Source organism: Flavobacterium sp. (assembly GCF_047602195.1).
Lineage (GTDB): Bacteria > Bacteroidota > Bacteroidia > Flavobacteriales > Flavobacteriaceae > Flavobacterium.
Map to the genome: position 1 here is coordinate 1,923,764 of NZ_JASGHW010000004.1, position 21,066 is coordinate 1,944,829.

The following is a 21,066-nucleotide window of genomic DNA, read 5'->3' on the forward strand; positions in this document are numbered from 1 at the left end:
CATGAAGAAGTCTATCCTTGTCCTTTCTCTTTTACTGGCCGTTTCAGGCTTCGCACAAAAGAAAGATAAAAAGCAAACCCTCAAACCCAAAGCCGAATTGGTCACAGAACTGTTGTCCAAAATGACACTCGAGGAAAAGCTCGGCCAACTCAACTTGCCCACCTCGGGCGACATTACGACAGGGCAGTCGGGCAGTTGGGATATTTCCAAAAAAATTGAGGAAGGCAAAGTAGGCGGGCTTTTCAACATCAAATCGGTCAAGAAAATCAAGGAAGTGCAAAAACTGGCCGTAGAGAAAAGCCGGCTCGGGATTCCGCTTATTTTTGGCATGGATGTCATTCACGGCTACGAAACCGTTTTCCCGATTCCGATTGGCCTGGCTTGCAGTTGGGACATGAAACTAATCGAACAATCCGCACGCATCGCTGCGCAGGAAGCCACTGCCGATGGCATCAACTGGACGTTTTCACCCATGGTAGACGTCTCACGCGATCCGAGATGGGGACGCGTTTCTGAAGGTTCCGGCGAAGATGTTTTCCTCGGAAGCCGCATCGCCGAAGCCATGGTCAAGGGCTACCAGCAAAATGACCTGTCCAAAAACAATTCGATGTTGTCGTGTGTCAAGCATTTTGCCTTGTACGGTGCACCCGAAGGCGGCCGCGATTACAATACGGTCGACATGAGCCGCATCCGCATGTACAACGAATATTTACCGCCGTACAAAGCCGCAATCGATGCAGGCGCGGGTTCGGTAATGGCGTCGTTCAACGAAATCGACGGCATTCCGGCAACTGGAAACAAATGGCTGCTGACCGATTTACTGCGCAAACAATGGGGGTTCAAAGGTTTTGTCGTGACCGATTACACCGGCATCATGGAAATGACCGAACACGGCATGGGCGACATGCAACAAGTCTCAGCATTGGCATTAAAGGCCGGTGTTGAAATGGACATGGTCAGCGAAGGTTTCCTAAATACATTGAAAAAGTCACTTGATGAAGGTAAAGTCACCATGGCGCAAATCGACCATGCGGTCCGGCTGATTCTTGAGGCCAAATACGACCTCGGACTTTTTGCCGATCCGTACAAATACTGTGATGAAAACCGCGCGAAAACCGAAATATTTACACCTGCGCACCGCGAGATTGCACGTAAAACCGCTGCCCAATCGTTGGTCTTGCTCAAAAATGACAAACAAACCTTGCCGCTCAAAAAATCGGGAACCATTGCCGTGATCGGGCCATTGGCCGAAGCCAAGGAAAACATGAACGGTACCTGGAGCGTAGCCGGAAAAATCGACCAGGCCATCTCGTTGGTTTCGGGAATGAAAACGGTTGCGGGCAATTCCGCCAAAATCCTGTACGCCAAAGGCAGCAACCTCACTTATGATGCGGTGCTTGAAACCAATTCGACGATGTTCGGCAAAACATTGCACCGCGACAACCGCAGCGATGAACAATTGCGAAACGAAGCCCTTCAAGTGGCCGCGCAAGCCGACGTGATTGTCGCTGCCTTGGGCGAATCGGCCGAAATGAGCGGCGAAAGCAGCAGCCGTACGAACATCGAAATTCCGCAGGCGCAGAAAGATTTGCTCAATGCTTTGCTTAAAACTGGAAAACCAGTCGTATTGGTTTTGTTCAACGGCCGTCCGCTCGTTTTGGTCGAGGAAGAAAAAACGGTTCCGGCGATGCTCAATGTCTGGTTTGCCGGTTCCGAATCGGGTCTCGCGATTGCCGATGTATTGTTCGGCGCGGTCAATCCGTCGGGTAAATTGGCGATGACTTTTCCGCGCAGCGTGGGCCAGTTGCCGATTTATTACAACCATAAAAATACAGGCCGTCCACTCGGCAATAACGAAGGCAAGTTTGAGAAATTCAAAACGAATTATCTCGACGAGCGCAACGAGCCGCTGTTTCCGTTCGGGTTTGGATTGAGCTATACGACATTTTCGTATTCGAATTTGAAATTGTCTTCGCACAAATTAAAGGCGGGTGCCAAGATCACCATTTCGGTAGAGGTGACCAACACCGGCAATTCCGATGGGGCCGAAGTGGTGCAATTGTACATCCGCGATTTGGTCGGATCGGTGACACGACCGCTACGCGAACTCAAGGGATTTGAAAAAATCATGCTCAAGAAAGGCGAAAAGAAAACGGTGACTTTCGACATTACCGACGCCGATTTGAAATTTTACAACAATGACATGGAATATAAAGCGGAAGCCGGCGCCTTTAGTGTTTTTATCGGCGGCGATTCCACAGCCGGATTGCAAGGAAATTTTGAGTTAGTTGAATAATTGAGTTTCATGTTTTTGTTTAAGTGACCCTTCGGTAAACCACGCCGAAGGGTTTTTTAAACAGCTTTCACTACCTTTATCCGATATATTTTTACTTATGAAAAACACTTATTTGATATTGTTTTTGCTGACTTTCGGCTTGTTTCAGGCACAAAGCATCCAATCGCCTTCCAAAGAAATCACGCTCGATTTTTCATTGGCAAACGGCAAACCGACTTATGCGGTCACTTACAAGGGCAACCCGATTGTCAAGTCCAGTACGCTTGGGATCAAGTTGAAAGACAATGCGGCGCTCGATTCCAATTTTACAATCGAAAATACCAGCACTGCTTCGGTCAACGATTCGTGGAAACCGGTTCTGGGCGAACAATCCGAAATCGCCAATGTCTACAACCAGTTGACGGTCTCGTTGACCCAGTCCAAAACGAACCGCAAAATGAACATTGTCTTCAAAGTGTTTGACGAAGGCGTGGCGTTCCGATACGAATTTCCAAAGCAACCCGGGCTCAATTATTTTATTATTTCGGATGAACTCACGCAATTCAACCTGACCGGAAACCACAAAACATTCTGGCTTCCGGGCGATTTCGACAGCCAGGAATACAGTTATACCGAAAGCAAGATTTCGGAAATCGATACCGATAAAATCGATTTGAACAATGGAATCGCCGTCAAGCACATCGCCGGCAAATACATCGTACAGACGCCACTCATGATGAAAACTTCGAACAATCTGTATATCAATATTTTCGAAGCGGCCGTGGTCAATTATCCCGTGATGCAACTCGACGTCGATATTAAAAATTTCGCTTTTACCTCGCATCTGGTTCCCGGGCCACTCGGCGACAAAGCCTATTTACAGGCGCCTTGCGATTCGCCTTGGCGTACCATCATGGTCAGCGATGATGCGCGCGATATTGTCGCCTCGAAGATGATTTTGAACCTCAATGAACCGTGTAAACTCGATGATACTTCTTGGATCAAGCCGATGAAATACGTCGGCGTGTGGTGGGAAATGCACGTCGGCAAATCGACCTGGGATTATGCCGGTTCACAGAATGCGCAGAACAACCAAACGGGCGAACTCATCGCTTCGGGCAAACACGGCGCAACTACCGAAAACACCAAACGCTACATCGACTTTGCGGCCAAACACGGTTTCGATGGCGTACTGGTCGAAGGCTGGAACAACGGCTGGGAAGACTGGTTCAACAACTGGAAAGAAGATGTGTTCGATTTCGTGACGCCTTATCCCGATTTTGATGTCAAGGCCGTGACCGATTACGCCAAATCGAAAAACGTCAAGATGATCATGCACCACGAGACTTCGGGATCTGTCGGCAATTACGAACGTTGGATGGATCGTGCGTTTGCACATACAGTCAAATACGGTTATCCGGCCATCAAGTCGGGTTATGTGGGGCGGATTATTCCGCGTGGTGAATTCCACGACGGTCAGGCCATGGTGCGCCATTTCAATTATGCCGCAAGACGTGCCGCCGATTTTAAATTGATGATCAACTCACATGAATCTTCGCATCCGACGGGTTACCATAGAACGTATCCGAATTACATCGCAGCCGAAGCCGCACGCGGGACCGAATTCAACGCCTGGAGCATCGGCAATCCACCGATGCATGAAACCATCCTGCCGTTTACGCGATTGCTCGGTGGCCCGATGGATTACACGCCGGGGATTTTCGAAATCAAGATGAGCGCCTATGATCCGAACAAGAAGGAGCAAATCCATACGACTTTGGCCAAGCAGCTCGCGCTCTATGTGACGATGTATTCGCCTTTGCAGATGGCGGCCGATTTGCCCGAGAATTACGAGAAATATTCGGATGCATTCCAGTTCATCAAGGACGTCGCGGTCGATTGGGACGAAAGCCGTTACCTCGAGGCCGAACCTGGAGATTACCTGACCGTCGTCCGGAAAACCAAAGGGAAAAATACGTGGTTCCTCGGTGCGGTGACCGATGAAAATGCCAGAAAAACTTCCATTGCACTCGATTTTCTTCCGAAAGGACAAAAATTCCGCGCCGTCATTTACGAAGACGCGCCCGATGCCGATTGGCAGAAAAACCCGAAAGCGTATAAGATCCGCAAAGTAGAAGTGACGTCCAAATCCAAAATCAATTTGAGTCTCGCACCGGGTGGTGGAACCGCGATTAGTTTTGTGCCGATACAATAAAAATAGCCACGAATTCACGAATTTAAAAGCAAATAATTCGTGCATTCGTGGCCAAAAAGAAAGCCAATGAAAGTCAAAATATTCCTGATTTGTTTCCTTTGTTTCGTGGCTGAATCAGTTTCGGCGCAGCAAAAAACTTATTGCAACCCGATCAACATCGATTACGGTTATTGCCCGATTCCCAACTTCGTGACCCAGGGCAAACACCGTGCGACCGCCGATCCGGTCATTACCTTTTTCAAAGGCGAATATTATCTGTTTTCGACGAACCAATGGGGTTATTGGCATTCGAAGGACATGCTAGATTGGAAGTTTATTCCGCGCAAATTCCTACGTCCGGAGCACAAGGTTTATGATGAATTGTGCGCGCCCTCGTTGTCATTCGTCAACGATACCTTGATCGTGGTCGGTTCGACACATGGCAAGGAATTCCCGATTTGGATGAGCACCAATCCATCGGTCGACGATTGGAAAGAACTCGTCCATAAATCGCAGGCTGGCGCTTGGGATCCACAGATTTTCTGGGACAAGGAAAAAGATGAGGTCTATGAATATTACGGTTCGAGCAATACGTATCCGTTGCATTGCGTCAAGCTCAACCGCAAAACCTTTCAGCCCGAAAGCGAAGTCTATGATATTCTCGAACTCAACGACCACGAACACGGTTGGGAGCGTTTCGGTGAAAACAACGACAATACCTTTTTGCAGCCGTTTACCGAAGGCGCGTTCATGACCAAACACAACAACAAATATTACCTGCAATACGGAGCGCCCGGAACCGAATTCAGCGGTTATGCCGACGGGGTTTATGTAGGCAACAGCCCGATCGGTCCGTTCGAATACCAATCGCACAATCCGTTTTCGTACAAACCGGGCGGCTTTGCGAGAGGCGCGGGGCATGGCGCGACTTACCAGGACGTGAACAATGATTATTGGCATGTGTCGACGATTGGGGTTTGTGTCAAGAACAATTTCGAGCGGCGCATCGGGATTTGGCCGGCAGGTTTTGATCAAGAGGGCATTTTGTATTCGAATACGGCTTATGGCGATTATCCGACGTTTTTGCCTTCGCAAAAGAAAAATCATTTGAATGGCAGTTTCTCGGGTTGGATGTTGCTCAATTACAACAAACCGGTTCAGGTTTCATCGACGCTCGGCGGGTTCCAGGCGAATTTTGCCGTCAATGAAGACATCAAGACCTATTGGTCGGCCAAGACTTCGAATAAAGGCGAATACCTGATTTCGGATTTGGGCGAAAAAAGCACGATCCATGCCATCCAAATTAATTATGCCGATCAGGATGCCGAATTCATGGGCAAACCTGCAACGACCACCGGTCATAAGTATATTCTGTATACTTCAGACGACAACAAGAATTGGAAAATCCTCGTCGACAAATCGAAAAATACCAAGGACGTTCCGCACGATTACATCGAACTCGACAAACCCGCTTCGGCGCGTTATGTCAAAATCGAAAACATCGCAATGCCGACGGGAAAGTTTGCGATTTCGGGTTTTAGGATTTTCGGCAAAGGCAATGGCAGCAAACCGGCAGCCGTACAGAATTTCGTACCACTTCGAACCGAGAAAAAGAAAGAAGGCGAACGCCGCAACGTGTGGTTCAAATGGCAACAGGAGCCGATGGCCGATGGTTATGTGATCTATTTCGGCAAGTCGCCCGACAAGCTCTACGGTTCGATTATGGTCTATGGCAAAAATGAATATTACTTCAACGGACTCGACCGTTCGGATGCGTATTATTTCCAAATTGAGGCATTCAACGCGAGCGGCATCGGTCCCAAATCGGAAATCAGGAAATCGGAATAAATTTAGCCCGAAAACGTTGTAATTCTAAAGTTTTTGCGTTTATGAAATCGATTTCGTTAATAAGTTCGGAAATCGGGCAGTAGGGAAAATAAGTGATATCATTATATTTATCAAAAAAAAATACCAACCTAACCAAAAACCAAATAATTTATGAGTTCAGAAAGTATTCAAACCAAATGGGCGGCATTTCTACCGTTGATCACCGTTTTTTTCTTTTGGGGATTTGTCGCTGCCAGTAACGATATCCTTATTCCTGTTTTTAAGAAAGCCTTCGATTTGACACAAGGGCAAAGCCAATTGGTGTCGGTGGCGTTTTATGTTGCTTACACCGTCGGGTCGCTCATTTACATGTTCATTTCGCACTTGACCAAAGGGGACATCATCAATCGGATCGGTTATAAAAACAGCTTGGCACTTGGATTGTCAATTTCTGCACTCGGAACTTTGTTGTTCTACCCGGCAGCGAACAGCGGCTCGTTTGAATTGATGCTTTCGGGGTTGTTCATCGTCGGACTCGGATTTTCGTTGCAACAGACGGTAGCGAATCCACTCGCGATTGTACTCGGGCCTGTTTCTACGGGATCGCAGCGTTTGACCATGGCGGGCGGGATCAATAACCTCGGAACCACTGTCGGTCCGCTGATTGTGAGTTTTGCCATTTTCGGATCGGCTACTTCTTCGAACACCGACGCGAGCATCGAAAGCGTCAAGATTCCGTACCTCGTTTTGGGTGCGGCGTTTCTTTTGGTCGCATTTCTTTTGAAAATGTCGTCCATCCCGGATCGTATCGTGAGTGATGAAATCGAAGTAGAAGACATTGCCAAAGAAACCAAATCAGCTTTGCATTTCCCGCAGCTTGTGCTAGGAATGATTGCGATTTTCGTTTATGTGGGCGTTGAAGTTTCGACTGCGAGTAACTTACCGGCTTATCTGGAGAAAAATCTCGGATTTTTGACCAAAGACATCGCACCTTATGTTTCACTTTATTGGGCCAGTTTGATGATTGGCCGTTGGACCGGAGCCGTTGAGGTCTTCACCGAGAACAAAGGCATGCAGAAAGTACTCAAGTTTATTTTGCCATATTTGGCATTTGGGGTTTTCCTCGGCGTGAATGCGATTGCGCAGCACGATTTGGCGCCTTTCTATGTATACGCTTTGATTATCCTGGTATTGATTGCCGCTGACATCATGAGTAAAGGAAATCCGGCGACGATGTTGCTGTTGTTTTCGGTTCTCGGTATCGTAGCGTTGGCTATTGGGATGGCAACCGAAGGCATGGTCAGTGTATATGCATTCACCAGCGTTGGATTATTCTGCAGCACCTTGTGGCCTTGCATCTTTACCTTGGCCATCGCTGGATTGGGCAAAAGCACCAACCAGGGCAGTAATTTCTTGATCATGATGATTATGGGCGGCGGTATCGTCAGTTGGATCCAAGGCTTGGTGGCCGATGCGACGACCATCCACTTCAGTTACATTGTGGGAGTGATGTGTTTCGCTTATTTGGCATTTTACGCCTGGCGTGTTTCTGGAATTTTAAAAAGCCAGGGAATCAGTTTTGACAATAAAAGCAGTGCATCGCATTGATAGTGAGTAATAAGTTTTTAGAAAGCCCGAATTTTATTCGGGCTTTTTTTATTTCGAAAGTAATTATCTGCTAAATTTACTTATACCAAAACAAACACCATGAAAAAAAGCCTGCTATTCCTTTTATTGTCAGTTTGGTATGCACAAGCGCAGACGCCGAAATGCCCTCCCGACTACAATTCCCAATCCAAACCAGCACTCAAAGTTGCCATGGGGTATGGAAAACCGCAAAATTTATTGGGAGGAAAGCAGTGCGAAGCGTCCGTGGTTCCGCCGGCAGTGGTCAATGGGGTCAATGTCACCGATTCTTTTACGGGCGATGTTACTTTTTATGGTCCGGCATTCGAAAGTTGCCAGCCGCCCATTTCGACACCACCCGATTCGAGGCATTTGGGTTCAAACGGCGCCTTTATTTATACGATGAGTTTCGATCAACCCGTCAACAATGTGGTCTTTGTCATCAATGGGGCCGGATATGAAGTAGACGAAACTTTTACCATTACCACCAATGGTGGCATCCCAACGATTGCCGTATCGGCCTCCTGCTTTACGACCGTGGTCGGAAACACCATCTACAGCGGCGGCGGTTCGACCCCTACGAATTCACACAATGGAGGCGGTGGTATTTTTACGATTTCGGCCCCCGCGAGTTTTACTTCGTTTACCATTGAAGGCCCCGGAGGAATAGCCGGTTCGCTCGTGGCCATCTGCGCCAATTCGATCGTGCCGCCGATTTGCAACGTCAATATCGCACCGGCTTTGACAGAGACCACGATTACTAATATTTGTCCGCTCAATACCGTCGACCTGACCAGTATCACGGCTACCAACTGGCCGATATTTGAAAATGTAATACTCACTTGGCATACTTCGCTTCCCATCACACCAACCAATCAATTGACTACCGCGCAGGCAGCACAAGCGCCGGCAGGGCAAACGTATTATGCTGCATTTTATGATCAGACCAACGATTGTTATGGCAATGCGACGCCAGTGGTTGCCTCGTTATTGCCATTGATTACGCCTACGTTTGTGCAGGTCGGACCATATTGTGCGGGCGATAACATTCCGCCATTGCCAACGGTGTCGACCAACGGTTTCGGGGGGATATGGTTTCCGGCCATCAATCCCAATGCTACAGGCACCTATGCCTTTTCGCCAACAGGCACCTTGTGTGCTTCCCCAACGACGATGACCATTGTGGTCAACCAGCCGGTGATGCCCATTTTTAACCAAGTCAACCCGATTTGTGTGGGCGATGAACCCCAGGAATTACCGACGGTTTCAATCAACAATATTTCGGGAAGCTGGTCGCCGCCCATCAACAACACCGAAACCACGAACTATACTTTTACGCCCGATGGTGGTGAATGTGCCACGGAAACCAACATGCGGATTACGGTATTGCCGGTTCCGGATGCCGAAATTACGAGCCGCTGTGTGGGTTTGAATTATGTGCTAACGGCTTCGTCCGAGACGCCAAATGTACGTTACGAATGGTTCAATGCCGATGGCCGGTCGATCGGTACAACCGCATCCATTGTCATAACATCGGCCGGGACTTATTCGGTCTTTTTGAAAACTGATGATTGCGGAATCACAAAAACAATCGATGTCGCTTCCATTTATTGCGACATTCCCAAAGGGATTTCACCGGATGGTGATGGCAAGAATGATTTCTTTGACCTCAGTAATTTTGACGTAGACCACCTCAAAATCTTTAACCGTTATGGCATGGTCGTTTACGAGCGGGATGATTACGAAAAAGAATGGGATGGAAATTCCGATAATGGAAATGAACTTCCCGATGCGACCTATTATTATTATATTCGCTTCCAGAACGGGGAAACCAAAACCGGTTGGGTCTACTTGAACCGCAAACATTAAAAACCACTATGAAAAGAATTACCCTGCTTTGTCTGTTGGTGTCTGGCATTTCATTCGGACAGAACAACGAACAAAGGCTCCGCCAAATCTATGATTCTGCCTTGACCCAGTCCAAATGTTATGGCTGGCTTGAACATTTATCCAACAAAATCGGGCCGCGGCTTTCCGCATCGGCCAATGCCGAAAAAGCCGTACGTTACATGCAATCCGAAATGGAAAAATCGGGCTGCTTTGACAAGGTATACCTACAGGAAGTCATGGTGCCCCAATGGGTCAGGGGTGAAAAGGAAACCGCTTATTTGATCGACAACAAACAAAAAACAATCGTTCCGATCTGTGCGTTGGGCAATTCGGTGGCGACTTCCAAAAACGGGCTCCAGGCCGAGGTCATTGAAGTGCATACGATTGCCGAACTCGAAACATTGGGGACTGAAAAACTCAAAGGTAAAATCGTTTTTTTCAACCGCCCGATGGATCCGGTCAACATCGACACGTTTACGTCTTATGGCGGCTGTGTGGACCAAAGGGGCAAAGGCGCACGCGAGGCGGCCAAGTTCGGGGCTGTCGGCGTGATTGTGCGTTCGATGAATTTGCGTCTCGACGATTTTCCGCATGCAGGCAATATGGGTTATGGCGATTTGCCCAGGGACCAATGGATTCCGGCCGCGGCGATCAGTACCAATGGTGCCGATTTGCTCAGCAAAACACTCCGGAAAAATCCCAAACTGCAATTCTATTTCAAGCAGTCGTGTTACAAGGGCGATGATGTGTTGTCGTACAATGTCATCGGCGAAATCACCGGTAGCGCGCATCCAGAAAAGATCATGGTCGTTGGCGGACACCTCGATTCCTGGGATTTGGCTGATGGCTCGCACGATGATGGGGCAGGCGTGACCCAAAGCATGGAAGTGGCAAACATTTTTAAAAATATCGGATATAAACCCAAGAATACGATTCGCGTCGTGTTGTTCATGAATGAGGAAAATGGCGGTCGCGGTGGCGACAAATACAACGAAATGGCGCAATTGAACAACGAAAATCACATTTTTGCCTTGGAAAGCGATTGCGGCGGATTCAGTCCGCGTGGTTTTACGTTTGAAGGAAACGATGCCAACTTCGCGATGGTGCAAGGATATGCCAAATTATTTGAGCCTTATCTCGTACACATTTTCAGACGCGGCCATACCGGCTCCGATATTGAACCGCTAAAATCTGCAAACATGCTCAAGGCCGGATTGCGCCCCGATACGCAGCGCTATTTCGATTACCACCACGCAGCCAACGATACATTCGATGCAATCAACAAACGCGAGCTCGAACTCGGTGCGGCTTCGATGGCGGCGTTGCTGTACCTGGTCGATCAAACGGGCATCCAAAATTAAAAGCATAAAAAAAACGCTGTCCCGAGAGGCAGCGTTTTTGTTTTATTGTGAGGAAGTTTTGGTTTCCTTGGTGACTTTGTTTTCCTTGTAGCGCATGTCGGGCGTTCCGTCTTTTTTGGTGACCACCTTTTTGGAAGTTTTGTAACGTTTGTCGGGTGTTCCATCTTTTTTGAGGACCACCTTGGTTTCGGTCTCGGTTTTCTTGACGCTTTTGTCTCCGTCTTTCTTGGCGACCGTTTTGGTGGTTTTCTCGGTTTTCTTGACCGTTTTGCTGTCCTGTGCCTGGGAGGTGAATGCAAACCCTAGGAGCGCAATCACCGCTAAAACTAATTTTCTCATGGTTTCTGATTTTGTGTGAATCTAATTTACGAAAAACGCCCCTAATTTATTGTCATCCAGTACGCTAAAAAAATGCTAAATTAAGTGATGGTTAAAGTTTTGGTTTTGCTTTTCTGTCTCGCTTCGAATGTGTATTTTTAGAATCAGAAACAACCAAGAAATACCGCCAAAAAATGAAAATGTATGTTCAAAACCTTGCGATGCTGTCGGCTGTGATTGCCTTCGGTTGCCAGTCGAAACAAGCCGAGCCGCAAGCCGAGCCCCAAACCGAAGCGATAGCCGCAGAAACCGATACGATGGTCCAGCAGCCTGAAGCAGTTGCCGATAAACCGGCCAATGACACCAAAACGATCGATGGGATCGTCAAGGAAATTGCCAATGGCAAAGACGGTTACACCGCCACAATCGAAACCAAGGATCAAGGTCTTTTCAAGGCGACCATCAGCCGCGCCAACCTGACCGATGCCAAGCAATACCGCACCTTCAATGTAAGCGAAATCGTCAAGCTCTCCGGGGATTACTGGAAGATGGGCGAGGAGCAGCAGCTTACCGTTCGCGAAATCCAATAAAAAAACCCGGAATCAACTTCCGGGTTTTTATTTGATTTTTTTTTAGAATACCCTGAAAATGGCACCTACCTGGATGATCCTCTGGAAATAAAAGAACTCCTGCGAAGCGCGGTCGTTCCCGTCATAAGTCGTGCGGATGTCATTCATGTTGATGTAACCGCCCTTGAGTTCGCCCTGTACATAGAAATATTTCAAGAAGGTAATGTTGAGCGCCGCCTTGGCCGAAACCCCATAACCCGAAATGTGGAATTCATCGTGACGCTGCCTGCCCATTAATTTCGTATTGGTTTTTGGATACAAAACCCCGGCACCGATTCCTTCGCTCACATTGATCTGGATCATGTCGGTGTTGCCGATGGTGAACAGTTTGGAGATGTCGTCGTGGCGCGCCACTTCGGCATTGACATAATTGAGCCCGTCGGTGTGTTCGTAGGTCAGGAATTCCTTGGTCATCACGGTCGGCGTATGGTTGTATTGCCCGTCAAAACCTTCACCGGTATTGATATAGCCGTTTACGTTGGCGATTTGGTCCTGGGTCATCACGTATTTCATATGGTCCCAACCGACCGACACGCTGTAATGGTCGCTCACATAATAACCCAACCTGAAATTGGTCTGCGGAATCGTCATTCGTGTCGGGTTGAGGTAATCGATGTGCCAACCTTTCGGTTTGTCGTGCGCATCCATATTTTCTACCGTAAAATGGTAGTTGTCGCCGGTGTAAGTAACGTCAGACTTCGAGTAGGATTCGCGGTTTCCGCCCCAGGCGATGTAGAATTTGCCTTTGTTGTGTGCGGTGTAGAATTCGGGTGTTTTAATTTCTTCTTGAGAAAAGGCGTACTGTGTAAACACGAACATTGCCAGTACAGCCAAGACTGATTGTTTCAAAATGATGGGTTAAAAATGTTGTTTGATTAGTGATTTATGGTGTGATGATGATTTAAAATGTATTGATGGTTTTGCGGATGGCAACGAGTTTGGTCATCAAGCCTTTGAACAAATCCAGGTGCAGCATATTGGCGCCGTCGCTTTTGGCATTGGCCGGATCAAAATGCGTCTCGATGAAGATTCCGTCCACGCCTACGGCAATTCCCGCCTTGGCCACTGTCTCGATCATGTCGGGACGGCCACCGGTTACACCGATCATTTGGTTGGGTTGCTGCAACGAATGCGTCACATCGAGTACCGTTGTTGCAAACTGACGCATCGTCGGGATGCCGCGGTAATCGACAATCATGTCCTGGTAGCCGAACATGGTGCCGCGATCGGTCACCATCACGTTTTCGTTCTGGCAATCGAGTACTTTCTGTACCGCATGTTTCATGCTTTCCGGGCTCATGAACTGTCCTTTCTTGAGGTTTACGGTTTTTCCGGTATTGGCCGCAGCGACTACGAGGTCGGTTTGGCGAACCAGGAAAGCCGGAATCTGCAGGACATCTACGTATTCGGCAGCCATCGGCGCGTCTTCGTTCGTATGGATGTCGGTCACGGTCGGCACATGAAAGGTCTCGGAAACCTTGCGCAGAATTTTGAGCGCTTTTTCGTCACCGATTCCAGAAAAACTGTCAATGCGCGAGCGGTTGGCTTTCTTGAACGAACCCTTGAAAACGTAAGGAATCTCGAGCTTGTCGGTAATGCCGACGAGTTTCTCTGCAATACGCATCGCCATTTCCTCGCCTTCGATAGCGCAAGGTCCGGCAAGTACAAAAAAGTTACCGCTGTCGGTGTGTTTGATTTGTGGGATTTGGTTGATATCCATTTGGTTTGATTTGACCGCGCAAAGATAATTCTTTGTACAGGTTATTTGGATTGTGTTTAAGATAATTTAACGTTTGACCCGCGCGCAATCATTTCTTTTTCAGCGTGAAGCCGATCGGGACCAGCAAGGCGCCCTTTTCATAAATATTGAAATAGAGCCTCACGGGATTTTTGTTGCCTTCCCAGGTAATTTGGTATACGTCAAGAAATCCTGCCCCCATATCGCTTCTTTTGGTCGGGAACGGACAACAGGTTTCGACTTTGTTGGAGATGATTTTTTCGCCATTCGGTCCGGCCAGCGCATTGAGGAAACGTTGCTGGTTGATCTTCTCGTCCTTGGTGTTGTTGAAATAAACATTGATCGGATAATCGGGATCGTAGCCGTATTTTTTGTCTGTGGCGAATTCGGTCAACACAAAAGCATTGCCCGCCAAAACCGGATCTGGCAAGCTGTCGTCGATATTTTTGATCGTCGATTTGGTGCTCACGCAAGAAACCGCCACAACGGCAAACAACAGCAAGAAGGCATATTTTATTTTCATGACTTTGGATTTTTGGTTTTAACAATTAACGCCACAAGCGCCGAAGTTATTACGCCCATCGACAACGATTCGGTGATGCCTTTTTTCATATAGGCTTGGATGTTGAACATTTCGATCGCGCGCGCCTCGGTGACGATTTTCTTGTCGGTGTAGAATTGGATCGCTTTTGGGAAAAACTCCGGGGAAATCAAGGTGTAGATCGCCCATTGCGCAATCGGGCTCAATACGGCGACGAACAACGACAATACGATGCCCGAAACCGTCGCTTCTTTCCACGACATATTGCCATTGTAGACCTTCTGTTTTTTCTCGAGCAAGGCCAATCCGTAAATCGCAATGGCTGGAATACCAAACAACAGCGAAAAAACCGGTTGCGTCCCGATGTTCGAGTCGTGCATCCCGACCAGTTTCTCAATGCCCGCCCAAAGCAGGCTCGCCACGGTAAAAATAAAGGCCCAGCGGATTTCGATGATGTAATTTTTCATGCGCTCAATTTCGAAGCCCAAATTTAGGGATTTATGCAGCACAGCCCACACGGAATTGTACAGTTTTTTTAGTAGGGCGTGCCGGCGGTTGGTGCAGTAGTTATTTTTTCGGGTTTTGTGGCCGCCGTCAGGCTCTCGGCTGCACGCGGTGCCTGCCTTGATCCTTCACGCAATTTCGCCCGGGCATTGAATCGAAAAACCAGATGAATTGTTACTTTTGTAAAAAAAATTGAACCCAATGAATGCATTCTACCAAACCTGGCCCTGGTATATTTCGGGCTTTTTGATCGCGGCCGTGATGCTTTGCCTCAATTATTTCGGGAAAGTTTTCGGGATGTCGTCCAATCTCAGGACGCTTTGTACGATGGCCGGTGCCGATAAATTTGCCGATTTTTTCCGTTTCGACTGGAAGTCGCAACGTTGGAACCTGGCCGTAGTGGCCGGTGCCATGCTGGGCGGTTTCGTGGCCGTGCATTACCTAAGCGACCCGTCGAATGTGGATTTGAACCCCAAAACCATCGAGCAGCTCGCCGCGATGAACATCGATGCGCCGAATGGCAAACTCGCACCACAGGCTTTGTTTGGCAATGCGGTTTTTACGTCGCCCAAAATGATCTGTATCTTGATCATCGGTGGGATTTTGATTGGGTTTGGTTCGCGTTACGCCGGAGGCTGTACCTCGGGCCACGCCATTGCCGGGATGAGCAACCTGCAATTGCCGTCGCTCAAGGCCGTCATCGGCTTTTTTATAGGCGGATTGATTATGGCGCATTTGATTTTACCTTTAATTTTCTAAGCGATGAACTATTTAAAATATATACTTGTTGGGTTTGTTTTCGGAATCGTTTTGACCAAATCGGAGGCCGTGTCATGGTACCGCATCTATGAAATGTTCCAGTTCCAGTCGTTCCACATGTACGGCATCATCATGGTCGCGATCGGCGTGGGCACGATTGGCGTGCAATACATGAAACGCAGCGGCATGAAGAACATCAAAGGCGAACCGATCGTGATTGCCGACAAAGAACCGGGTTCGTTCCGTTATTGGATCGGCGGGATTTTGTTCGGATTGGGTTGGGCCATGGTCGGCTCTTGCCCGGGACCGATTTTCATCTTGATCGGCGCGGGATTCTGGCCCGTGGTTTTGATTTTACTCGGGGCGTTGTTCGGGACGTTTTTGTATGGCGTTTTGAAGGATAAGCTCAAACATTAGGACTGACGTTTGCGTTAGCGATTAAAGCGGCATCCTTTTGCATTTGATATTAAGAGGAGGACTGCCAGTGGCAGTCAGGTAAGTCTTGAAATGCAAAAGATAGAGCGGAAAGCGCGGCCAGGGCTGAGCGTAAAGAAACAGTCCAGTGGACTGTTTTAGCGAAGAGCCAGCAGGTGCGCAGGCCGGTGTGAAAGGCAACGCCCAAAAAGCTCAGGAACTAAGGCACTCAACTACTCAGGCACTCATATAGCAGCATTGTCGGACAACACCGAATGCTGCTTTTTATTTAATACCAAAATCCCAAAAGTAATCAGGAATTGCGCGGCGAGGTACGTGGCCATAATGTTGAACGACGCCATCGGCAACGGTTCGTGGAATTTGTCGAACGCAAGCAGGCTGTCGGAAACGACAAACCCAATCGCGCCGATGAAAATGTAGTAATTTCCAGGATTGTTCCAATGTCCAAATCCTTTAATGGCCATGAGCAGCATTGTGGAAATAACCATCGCATAAATCGTAACCGGAATTTTGAGTGTGCCCAAAGTCGGAAACAATAGGTACAGCATTGCGCACAAATAACCAATGACGCTGAGGCAACCAATTGCTAGGGCAAGTTTGCTTTTGGGGTTGGAATTTTTAGGCTGTTTGTTGAACAGTGCGATGTAAATGACATGCGCGGTTAGAAATAATACCAAACCAATGATGAAAAACCTTTCGCCTTGATCGGCAAACATCAATACGATATCGCCGAACCACGAAAAAAGCAAAGCCGCAAACAACAACGTTTTGGTTTTGAATTTGGCCGAAGCGCCAACGGCAGCCAGCAAAAAAGGCAGCAGCAACGGTTTGAGGAACCAAGCCGTATCGTCGTATCCCAACAGCAGAATCAGCAAATAAATCATTCCGATGGCAATGAAACTTTTGAGTAGGGCGGCGGTTTTCATATCAGGCATTTTGGAAAGTTGTGTCCGGACGGCCGAATCGGGTGGAAATAAAATAAATATTGACCAGTAGCGAAACGCCGAGATAGGAGAGCACGATATAATTTCCGAACGGGATCAGCGTTTCGAGCCCGAACCAGCCATCGAAATAGAATAAAATGCAAACAGCCGAAAGCAGCCGCAAAATCTCCCACAAAATCGAATATTTCTTTTCATCCATGAGTTCGGTGTAACTGTAAATCGCCAGGAAGATAAAGAAACCGTAGGCGAAAATTCCGGGTAAGCCAATTTTTGCGATGTTGTCAAACAAATACGTGATGAACAGCAAAGTAACGAGCATTTGCGTCACGGCCCAATACATCAAAATGTTCGAATGTCCGGAGCCGTATTTGTCGAAATGGAACACGTCGTCGATCTTGCGTACGGGGTATTTCTGGTCGAATCCGGCTGGTCGCCAACCCGTCGGTTTGAACCAGATCGAACATTTGTCTTTCCAATTTTCGGCGCGCCAGGCATCGGTTGTCAATAGCCATAAATGCTGGAAATTGATCTTGATTGGGTTCCAGGTTTGCGCAGGGCGCGTGATGCCGTAGACTGCGGGAACATCGTCCAATTCTGCCTGGAAAGTTCCGAACCATTTGTCCCAGACGATAAAAATCTGCGAATGGTTTTTGTCCAAATATTCGGGATTGATGGCATGGTGCACGCGATGGTGCGATGGCGTGACGAGAATGTGTTCGAGAAAGCCCATTTTTTTGATGTGTTTCGTATGGTACCAAAACTGCAAAAACAACTGGATCGGCAACGTAATCGCAATCACTTTAGCCGGAACACCAATGATCGCAGCAGGAATTAATAAGAAGGTAAACAAATTGACAAAACTTGAAACCGTTTGTCTTAAAGCACAAGCCAGATTGAATTCCTCGCTCGAATGATGGATCGCATGCTTGTTCCAAAGAAAATTGATCTGGTGCGCCCAACGGTGGTTCCAGTAGCCGTAAAAATCAATGACGATAAAAGCGATGATGTAAGTCAACACATTGGCTTCCAAAGAAAAAAGTGCGACTTTCGAAACCATCCATTCATACGAAATAAGTGTCAGGCTCAAACCCAAAACATCCTTGACCGCATTGGTAATGCCCGAAGAAATGCTCGACACGCTGTCCATGAGCGGTACGGTGTCTTCCTTTTTCCATAAGCCGTATAACTTCTCAATGATAATGAGCAGCAGAAATGCAGGCATGGCGATGATGAGGATTTTGCCGTATTCTTCCATTTTTTAGATTATCAGATCTTCGGATTGTCAGATTTTCAGACAAGCCTAATGTTCAGAAATTTAGAAAAAAAAGAAATAGAAAAAAATAAAATCGCCAAAAACTCGATAAACGCATCTCTGACGATCTGACGATCTGATAATCTAATAATCCGGAAATCTAAACAATCTCCGCGCTCAAACCTGCTTCGAGCAAAGCGGTACACTGCGGTTTGAGTTCGTCGTATGAGCCCGTCTTGACGGTACATTTTCCTTTGTAATGCACAATGATCGCGCACTGTTCGGCCTGCTCCGAAGTATGGTTGCACACCGCGATCAGCGTGTCGATCACGTGGTCAAACGTATTGACGTCGTCGTTATACAGCACGATTTCGTTGTTGAGCCCGATGGCTTCTTCGACGAGAACGTCTTCCTGTATTTTTTCTTTGGTACTCATGGTGGTATTTTTGTTTTTTGGGCGTTGCCCTGTGGGCCGCGCTTTCCGTTGCAATCTTTTTCACTTCACTGCGCTACGTTTCAAAAGGATTTCCACTACAATCGCTAACGCGGCCGTGCCGGAATTAAAACTCAGGAACTCAGGCATTCAGTTGCTCAGGCGCTCCAAAGTACTAATTTACATATTTCAACGAAACCCAATTGTTGCGCTGCAATTTTTTAACAAAGTACAAGCCTTTGCCGGTGCAACTTTCGTCAATGGCCGGAATGTCTTCTTCATAAAATCCGCTGAGCAGCAACACGCCGTTCGGATTCAAACAATCCACATATTGCTGCATGTCATTGAGTAGAATATTGCGGTTGATGTTGGCGATGATCAAATCGTATTTCTTGCCCGCGAGCAAAGCCGCATCGCCTTCGTAAACGCTGATGTGGTGGCAGTTATTGCGCTCGGCATTCTCGATCGAATTCAAATAGCACCAGTTGTCGATGTCGATCGCGTCGATGGGTTCGGCGCCTTTCATTTCGGCCAAAATCGCGAGGATTGCCGTACCGCAGCCCATGTCCAAAGTCTTCATATCCGTCACGTCCATGTCGAGCAAATGCTGGATCATCATATGCGTCGTTTCGTGGTGGCCTGTCCCGAAACTCATCTTGGGTTCGATCACGATGTCGAATTCTGCATCGGTTTTGGGATGGAACGGCGCGCGCACATGGCATTTGCCGTCCACGTCAATCGGGTCGAAATTCTTTTCCCATTCCTCGTTCCAGTTGACCTGTTCGATTTCTTCAATCGTGTAGGTGATAAAAAACTCGGACGATTTCAAAATATACAAATCGTCCAAAATGTCTTCGGTCCAAAACTGTTTCTGGATGTAGGCCGTGACGCCAAATTCACTTTCGATGAAACTTTCAAAAGGTTTTTCGCCGAGTTCGGCAATGAGTATTTCCGAACCGAGTTCCTTGGGTTCAATCGTAAAATGGTATCCGAGATAAGTATTGGCCATAACTAAAAATTTCCGCAAAGGTAATATTATCTTAATATTGCTTCTTATATTTAACGTTAAGTTTGCCGCAAAATAACACACAACTAACGATTTCCTAACATGAACAGAATTCTCCTGTTATTGCTGCTTCTTTTGAGCATTCCCGCTTCTTCGCAAATCATCAAGCATTCCACCGAGGACAACGATTTGAAACTTTCGGCGCTTCCGTATTACAGTTATGGAAAAGGACTCGGCTTGACCTCGCCCGACAGTATCTTTCAGCTCAACATCCGTTTCCGCATGCAAAACCGCGTGACTTACATCGATGAGGAAGATGAGGCGCCAGCCTATGACGGACAGATCCGCCGTTTGCGTTTGCGTTTCGACGGTTATGTGGGCAACCCTAAATTCCTGTATGTGATCCAATTGTCTTTTGCCCCGGGCGATGTGGGCGAGGTCAAGGATGGCGAAAACCTCAATATCATCCGCGACGCCGTGGTGTTTTACCGACCGAACAAGCGTTGGAATTTCAGTTTCGGACAAACCAAATTGCCCGGCAACCGCCAGCGCGTCAATTCATCGGGCGGTTTGCAACTCACCGATAGAACCATCAACAACGCCAAATTTACGATCGACCGCGATTTCGGATTCCAGGCGCACCAACTCAACGAATTCCCGAACAAGTTCTCCTGGAATCTCAAGGCTGCCGTTTCTACGGGCGAAGGCCGCAACGTAACGGGCAAATCGGACGATGGCGTAGCCGTGACCGGAAAAGGGGAGATTTTCCCACTCGGTGCATTCACCAAAGATGGAACCTATTTCGAAGGCGATGTCGTGCGCGAGAAGAAACCCAAACTGATGTTCTCGGGCGCGTTCCAACAAAACAACAACGCCAGAAGAACGGGTGGCCAGCTTGGCGATGATTTGTATGAAAAACGCACGATGAAATCGGTGTTGCTCGACGGCATGTTCAAATACAACGGCTGGGCAGCGATGGCGGCATTCATGTCGCGCACCACAAGCAAGAATGCCGTGACGTACGATCTGGAAGATCCGACGCTTTCAAATTATGTTTTTGTGGGCGACGGATTCGATTACCAATTGAGCTACTGTTTCAAGACGAATTATGAAATCATCGGGCGTTATTCGATCCAGCATGCGGGCCAGGACATCCAGACTTTGGCTCCGAATACCAAGCAATATAGTCTCGGTTTGACCAAGTACATCTGGGAGCACGCTTTTAAATTGCAGGCCGAATTGAATTACGACGAACTTTCGTATTTTAGCGGGGACACGAAAAACAACTGGTATTTCAGGCTTCAGGTGGAAATCGGAATTTAACATAATTTCCG

General features: G+C 47.7%; 19 protein-coding genes. 10 read left to right on the forward strand and 9 right to left on the reverse strand.

The genetic code is table 11. The annotated features are described in order from the left end of the window. The first annotated feature begins 1 nt into the window (after position 1). From bglX to QM717_RS14720, 6 genes are all read left to right on the forward strand, one after another. Positions 2-2,296 (forward strand): beta-glucosidase BglX, encoded by a 2,295-nt coding sequence (gene bglX, locus QM717_RS14695; RefSeq protein WP_415038524.1) that lies wholly within the window; start codon positions 2-4, stop codon positions 2,294-2,296. A gap of 97 nt (positions 2,297-2,393) precedes the next feature. Beyond that, positions 2,394-4,490 carry a glycoside hydrolase family 97 protein gene (locus QM717_RS14700; protein WP_415038526.1) on the forward strand — a complete coding sequence of 699 codons (2,097 nt, stop codon included), beginning with the start codon at positions 2,394-2,396 and terminating at the stop codon, positions 4,488-4,490. A 66-nt stretch (positions 4,491-4,556) separates the two neighbouring features. Continuing rightward, positions 4,557-6,317 (forward strand): family 43 glycosylhydrolase, encoded by a 1,761-nt coding sequence (locus tag QM717_RS14705; protein WP_415038528.1) that lies wholly within the window; start codon positions 4,557-4,559, stop codon positions 6,315-6,317. Between the two features lie 150 nt (positions 6,318-6,467). Beyond that, entirely contained in the window at positions 6,468-7,904 is a 1,437-nt protein-coding gene (locus tag QM717_RS14710) for an MFS transporter (protein ID WP_415038529.1), read from the forward strand. 99 nt (positions 7,905-8,003) lie between these two features. Then, entirely contained in the window at positions 8,004-9,791 is a 1,788-nt protein-coding gene (locus tag QM717_RS14715) for a gliding motility-associated C-terminal domain-containing protein (RefSeq protein WP_415038531.1), read from the forward strand. Between the two features lie 8 nt (positions 9,792-9,799). After that, positions 9,800-11,173, forward strand: a complete 1,374-nt coding sequence (locus QM717_RS14720) for a M28 family peptidase (RefSeq protein ID WP_415038533.1) — start codon at positions 9,800-9,802, stop codon at positions 11,171-11,173. Positions 11,174-11,215: 42 nt separating this feature from the next. Here QM717_RS14720 and QM717_RS14725 read toward each other — a convergent pair whose 3' ends face one another. After that, positions 11,216-11,512 (reverse strand): hypothetical protein, encoded by a 297-nt coding sequence (locus QM717_RS14725; protein ID WP_415038535.1) that lies wholly within the window; start codon positions 11,510-11,512, stop codon positions 11,216-11,218. Between the two features lie 173 nt (positions 11,513-11,685). Between QM717_RS14725 and QM717_RS14730 the strand changes: the two genes are divergently transcribed. Beyond that, complete coding sequence (locus QM717_RS14730; RefSeq protein WP_415038536.1) at positions 11,686-12,081, forward strand: hypothetical protein; 396 nt, start codon at positions 11,686-11,688, stop codon at positions 12,079-12,081. 42 nt (positions 12,082-12,123) lie between these two features. Here QM717_RS14730 and QM717_RS14735 read toward each other — a convergent pair whose 3' ends face one another. From QM717_RS14735 to QM717_RS14750, 4 genes are all read right to left on the reverse strand, one after another. Then, a complete protein-coding gene (locus QM717_RS14735) occupies positions 12,124-12,969 on the reverse strand; it encodes a hypothetical protein (protein WP_415038538.1) in 846 nt (281 codons plus the stop codon). Between the two features lie 52 nt (positions 12,970-13,021). Beyond that, positions 13,022-13,840: a 3-deoxy-8-phosphooctulonate synthase gene (kdsA, locus tag QM717_RS14740; RefSeq protein ID WP_415038540.1), complete on the reverse strand. Its 819-nt coding sequence runs from the start codon at positions 13,838-13,840 to the stop codon at positions 13,022-13,024. Between the two features lie 88 nt (positions 13,841-13,928). After that, positions 13,929-14,381 carry a 2-dehydro-3-deoxyphosphooctonate aldolase gene (locus QM717_RS14745; RefSeq protein WP_415038541.1) on the reverse strand — a complete coding sequence of 151 codons (453 nt, stop codon included), beginning with the start codon at positions 14,379-14,381 and terminating at the stop codon, positions 13,929-13,931. Beyond that, a complete protein-coding gene (locus tag QM717_RS14750; protein ID WP_415038542.1) occupies positions 14,378-14,866 on the reverse strand; it encodes a DUF4199 domain-containing protein in 489 nt (162 codons plus the stop codon). Before QM717_RS14750 ends, QM717_RS14745 begins: the two co-directional genes overlap by 4 nt. Before the next feature lie 238 nt (positions 14,867-15,104). Here QM717_RS14750 and QM717_RS14755 point away from each other — a divergent pair, with 238 nt between their 5' ends. Further along, a complete protein-coding gene (locus QM717_RS14755) occupies positions 15,105-15,662 on the forward strand; it encodes a YeeE/YedE family protein (RefSeq protein WP_415038544.1) in 558 nt (185 codons plus the stop codon). A 3-nt stretch (positions 15,663-15,665) separates the two neighbouring features. Further along, positions 15,666-16,079, forward strand: coding sequence for a DUF6691 family protein (locus QM717_RS14760; protein WP_415038546.1), 414 nt, complete (start codon positions 15,666-15,668; stop codon positions 16,077-16,079). Positions 16,080-16,321: 242 nt separating this feature from the next. Here QM717_RS14760 and QM717_RS14765 read toward each other — a convergent pair whose 3' ends face one another. From QM717_RS14765 to prmA, 4 genes are all read right to left on the reverse strand, one after another. Continuing rightward, positions 16,322-17,023 carry a lysoplasmalogenase gene (locus tag QM717_RS14765; protein ID WP_415038547.1) on the reverse strand — a complete coding sequence of 234 codons (702 nt, stop codon included), beginning with the start codon at positions 17,021-17,023 and terminating at the stop codon, positions 16,322-16,324. Position 17,024: 1 nt separating this feature from the next. Then, the gene (locus tag QM717_RS14770) at positions 17,025-18,296 is read right to left on the reverse strand and encodes a sterol desaturase family protein (RefSeq protein WP_415038549.1); all 1,272 of its coding nucleotides are present in this window, start codon (positions 18,294-18,296) and stop codon (positions 17,025-17,027) included. A gap of 157 nt (positions 18,297-18,453) precedes the next feature. Continuing rightward, on the reverse strand, positions 18,454-18,729 hold the full coding sequence (locus QM717_RS14775) for an ATP-dependent Clp protease adaptor ClpS (protein ID WP_415038551.1): 276 nt from the start codon (positions 18,727-18,729) through the stop codon (positions 18,454-18,456). Positions 18,730-18,901: 172 nt separating this feature from the next. Further along, complete coding sequence (gene prmA / locus QM717_RS14780; protein WP_415038553.1) at positions 18,902-19,735, reverse strand: 50S ribosomal protein L11 methyltransferase; 834 nt, start codon at positions 19,733-19,735, stop codon at positions 18,902-18,904. 99 nt (positions 19,736-19,834) lie between these two features. Here prmA and QM717_RS14785 point away from each other — a divergent pair, with 99 nt between their 5' ends. Continuing rightward, positions 19,835-21,055, forward strand: a complete 1,221-nt coding sequence (locus tag QM717_RS14785) for a porin (RefSeq protein ID WP_415038555.1) — start codon at positions 19,835-19,837, stop codon at positions 21,053-21,055. The last annotated feature ends 11 nt before the right edge of the window (positions 21,056-21,066 follow it).

Excerpts from the sequence above, each read along its gene's own strand:
- bglX (WP_415038524.1), top strand. The coding sequence starts at position 2 with ATGAAGAAGTCTATCCTTGTCCTTTCTCTTTTACTGGCCGTTTCAGGC.
- QM717_RS14700 (WP_415038526.1), top strand. The coding sequence starts at position 2,394 with ATGAAAAACACTTATTTGATATTGTTTTTGCTGACTTTCGGCTTGTTT.
- QM717_RS14705 (WP_415038528.1), top strand. The coding sequence starts at position 4,557 with ATGAAAGTCAAAATATTCCTGATTTGTTTCCTTTGTTTCGTGGCTGAA.
- QM717_RS14710 (WP_415038529.1), top strand. The coding sequence starts at position 6,468 with ATGAGTTCAGAAAGTATTCAAACCAAATGGGCGGCATTTCTACCGTTG.
- QM717_RS14715 (WP_415038531.1), top strand. The coding sequence starts at position 8,004 with ATGAAAAAAAGCCTGCTATTCCTTTTATTGTCAGTTTGGTATGCACAA.
- QM717_RS14720 (WP_415038533.1), top strand. The coding sequence starts at position 9,800 with ATGAAAAGAATTACCCTGCTTTGTCTGTTGGTGTCTGGCATTTCATTC.
- QM717_RS14725 (WP_415038535.1), bottom strand. The coding sequence starts at position 11,512 with ATGAGAAAATTAGTTTTAGCGGTGATTGCGCTCCTAGGGTTTGCATTC.
- QM717_RS14730 (WP_415038536.1), top strand. The coding sequence starts at position 11,686 with ATGAAAATGTATGTTCAAAACCTTGCGATGCTGTCGGCTGTGATTGCC.
- kdsA (WP_415038540.1), bottom strand. The coding sequence starts at position 13,840 with ATGGATATCAACCAAATCCCACAAATCAAACACACCGACAGCGGTAAC.
- QM717_RS14745 (WP_415038541.1), bottom strand. The coding sequence starts at position 14,381 with ATGAAAATAAAATATGCCTTCTTGCTGTTGTTTGCCGTTGTGGCGGTT.
- QM717_RS14750 (WP_415038542.1), bottom strand. The coding sequence starts at position 14,866 with ATGAAAAATTACATCATCGAAATCCGCTGGGCCTTTATTTTTACCGTG.
- QM717_RS14755 (WP_415038544.1), top strand. The coding sequence starts at position 15,105 with ATGAATGCATTCTACCAAACCTGGCCCTGGTATATTTCGGGCTTTTTG.
- QM717_RS14760 (WP_415038546.1), top strand. The coding sequence starts at position 15,666 with ATGAACTATTTAAAATATATACTTGTTGGGTTTGTTTTCGGAATCGTT.
- QM717_RS14765 (WP_415038547.1), bottom strand. The coding sequence starts at position 17,023 with ATGAAAACCGCCGCCCTACTCAAAAGTTTCATTGCCATCGGAATGATT.
- QM717_RS14770 (WP_415038549.1), bottom strand. The coding sequence starts at position 18,296 with ATGGAAGAATACGGCAAAATCCTCATCATCGCCATGCCTGCATTTCTG.
- QM717_RS14775 (WP_415038551.1), bottom strand. The coding sequence starts at position 18,729 with ATGAGTACCAAAGAAAAAATACAGGAAGACGTTCTCGTCGAAGAAGCC.
- prmA (WP_415038553.1), bottom strand. The coding sequence starts at position 19,735 with ATGGCCAATACTTATCTCGGATACCATTTTACGATTGAACCCAAGGAA.
- QM717_RS14785 (WP_415038555.1), top strand. The coding sequence starts at position 19,835 with ATGAACAGAATTCTCCTGTTATTGCTGCTTCTTTTGAGCATTCCCGCT.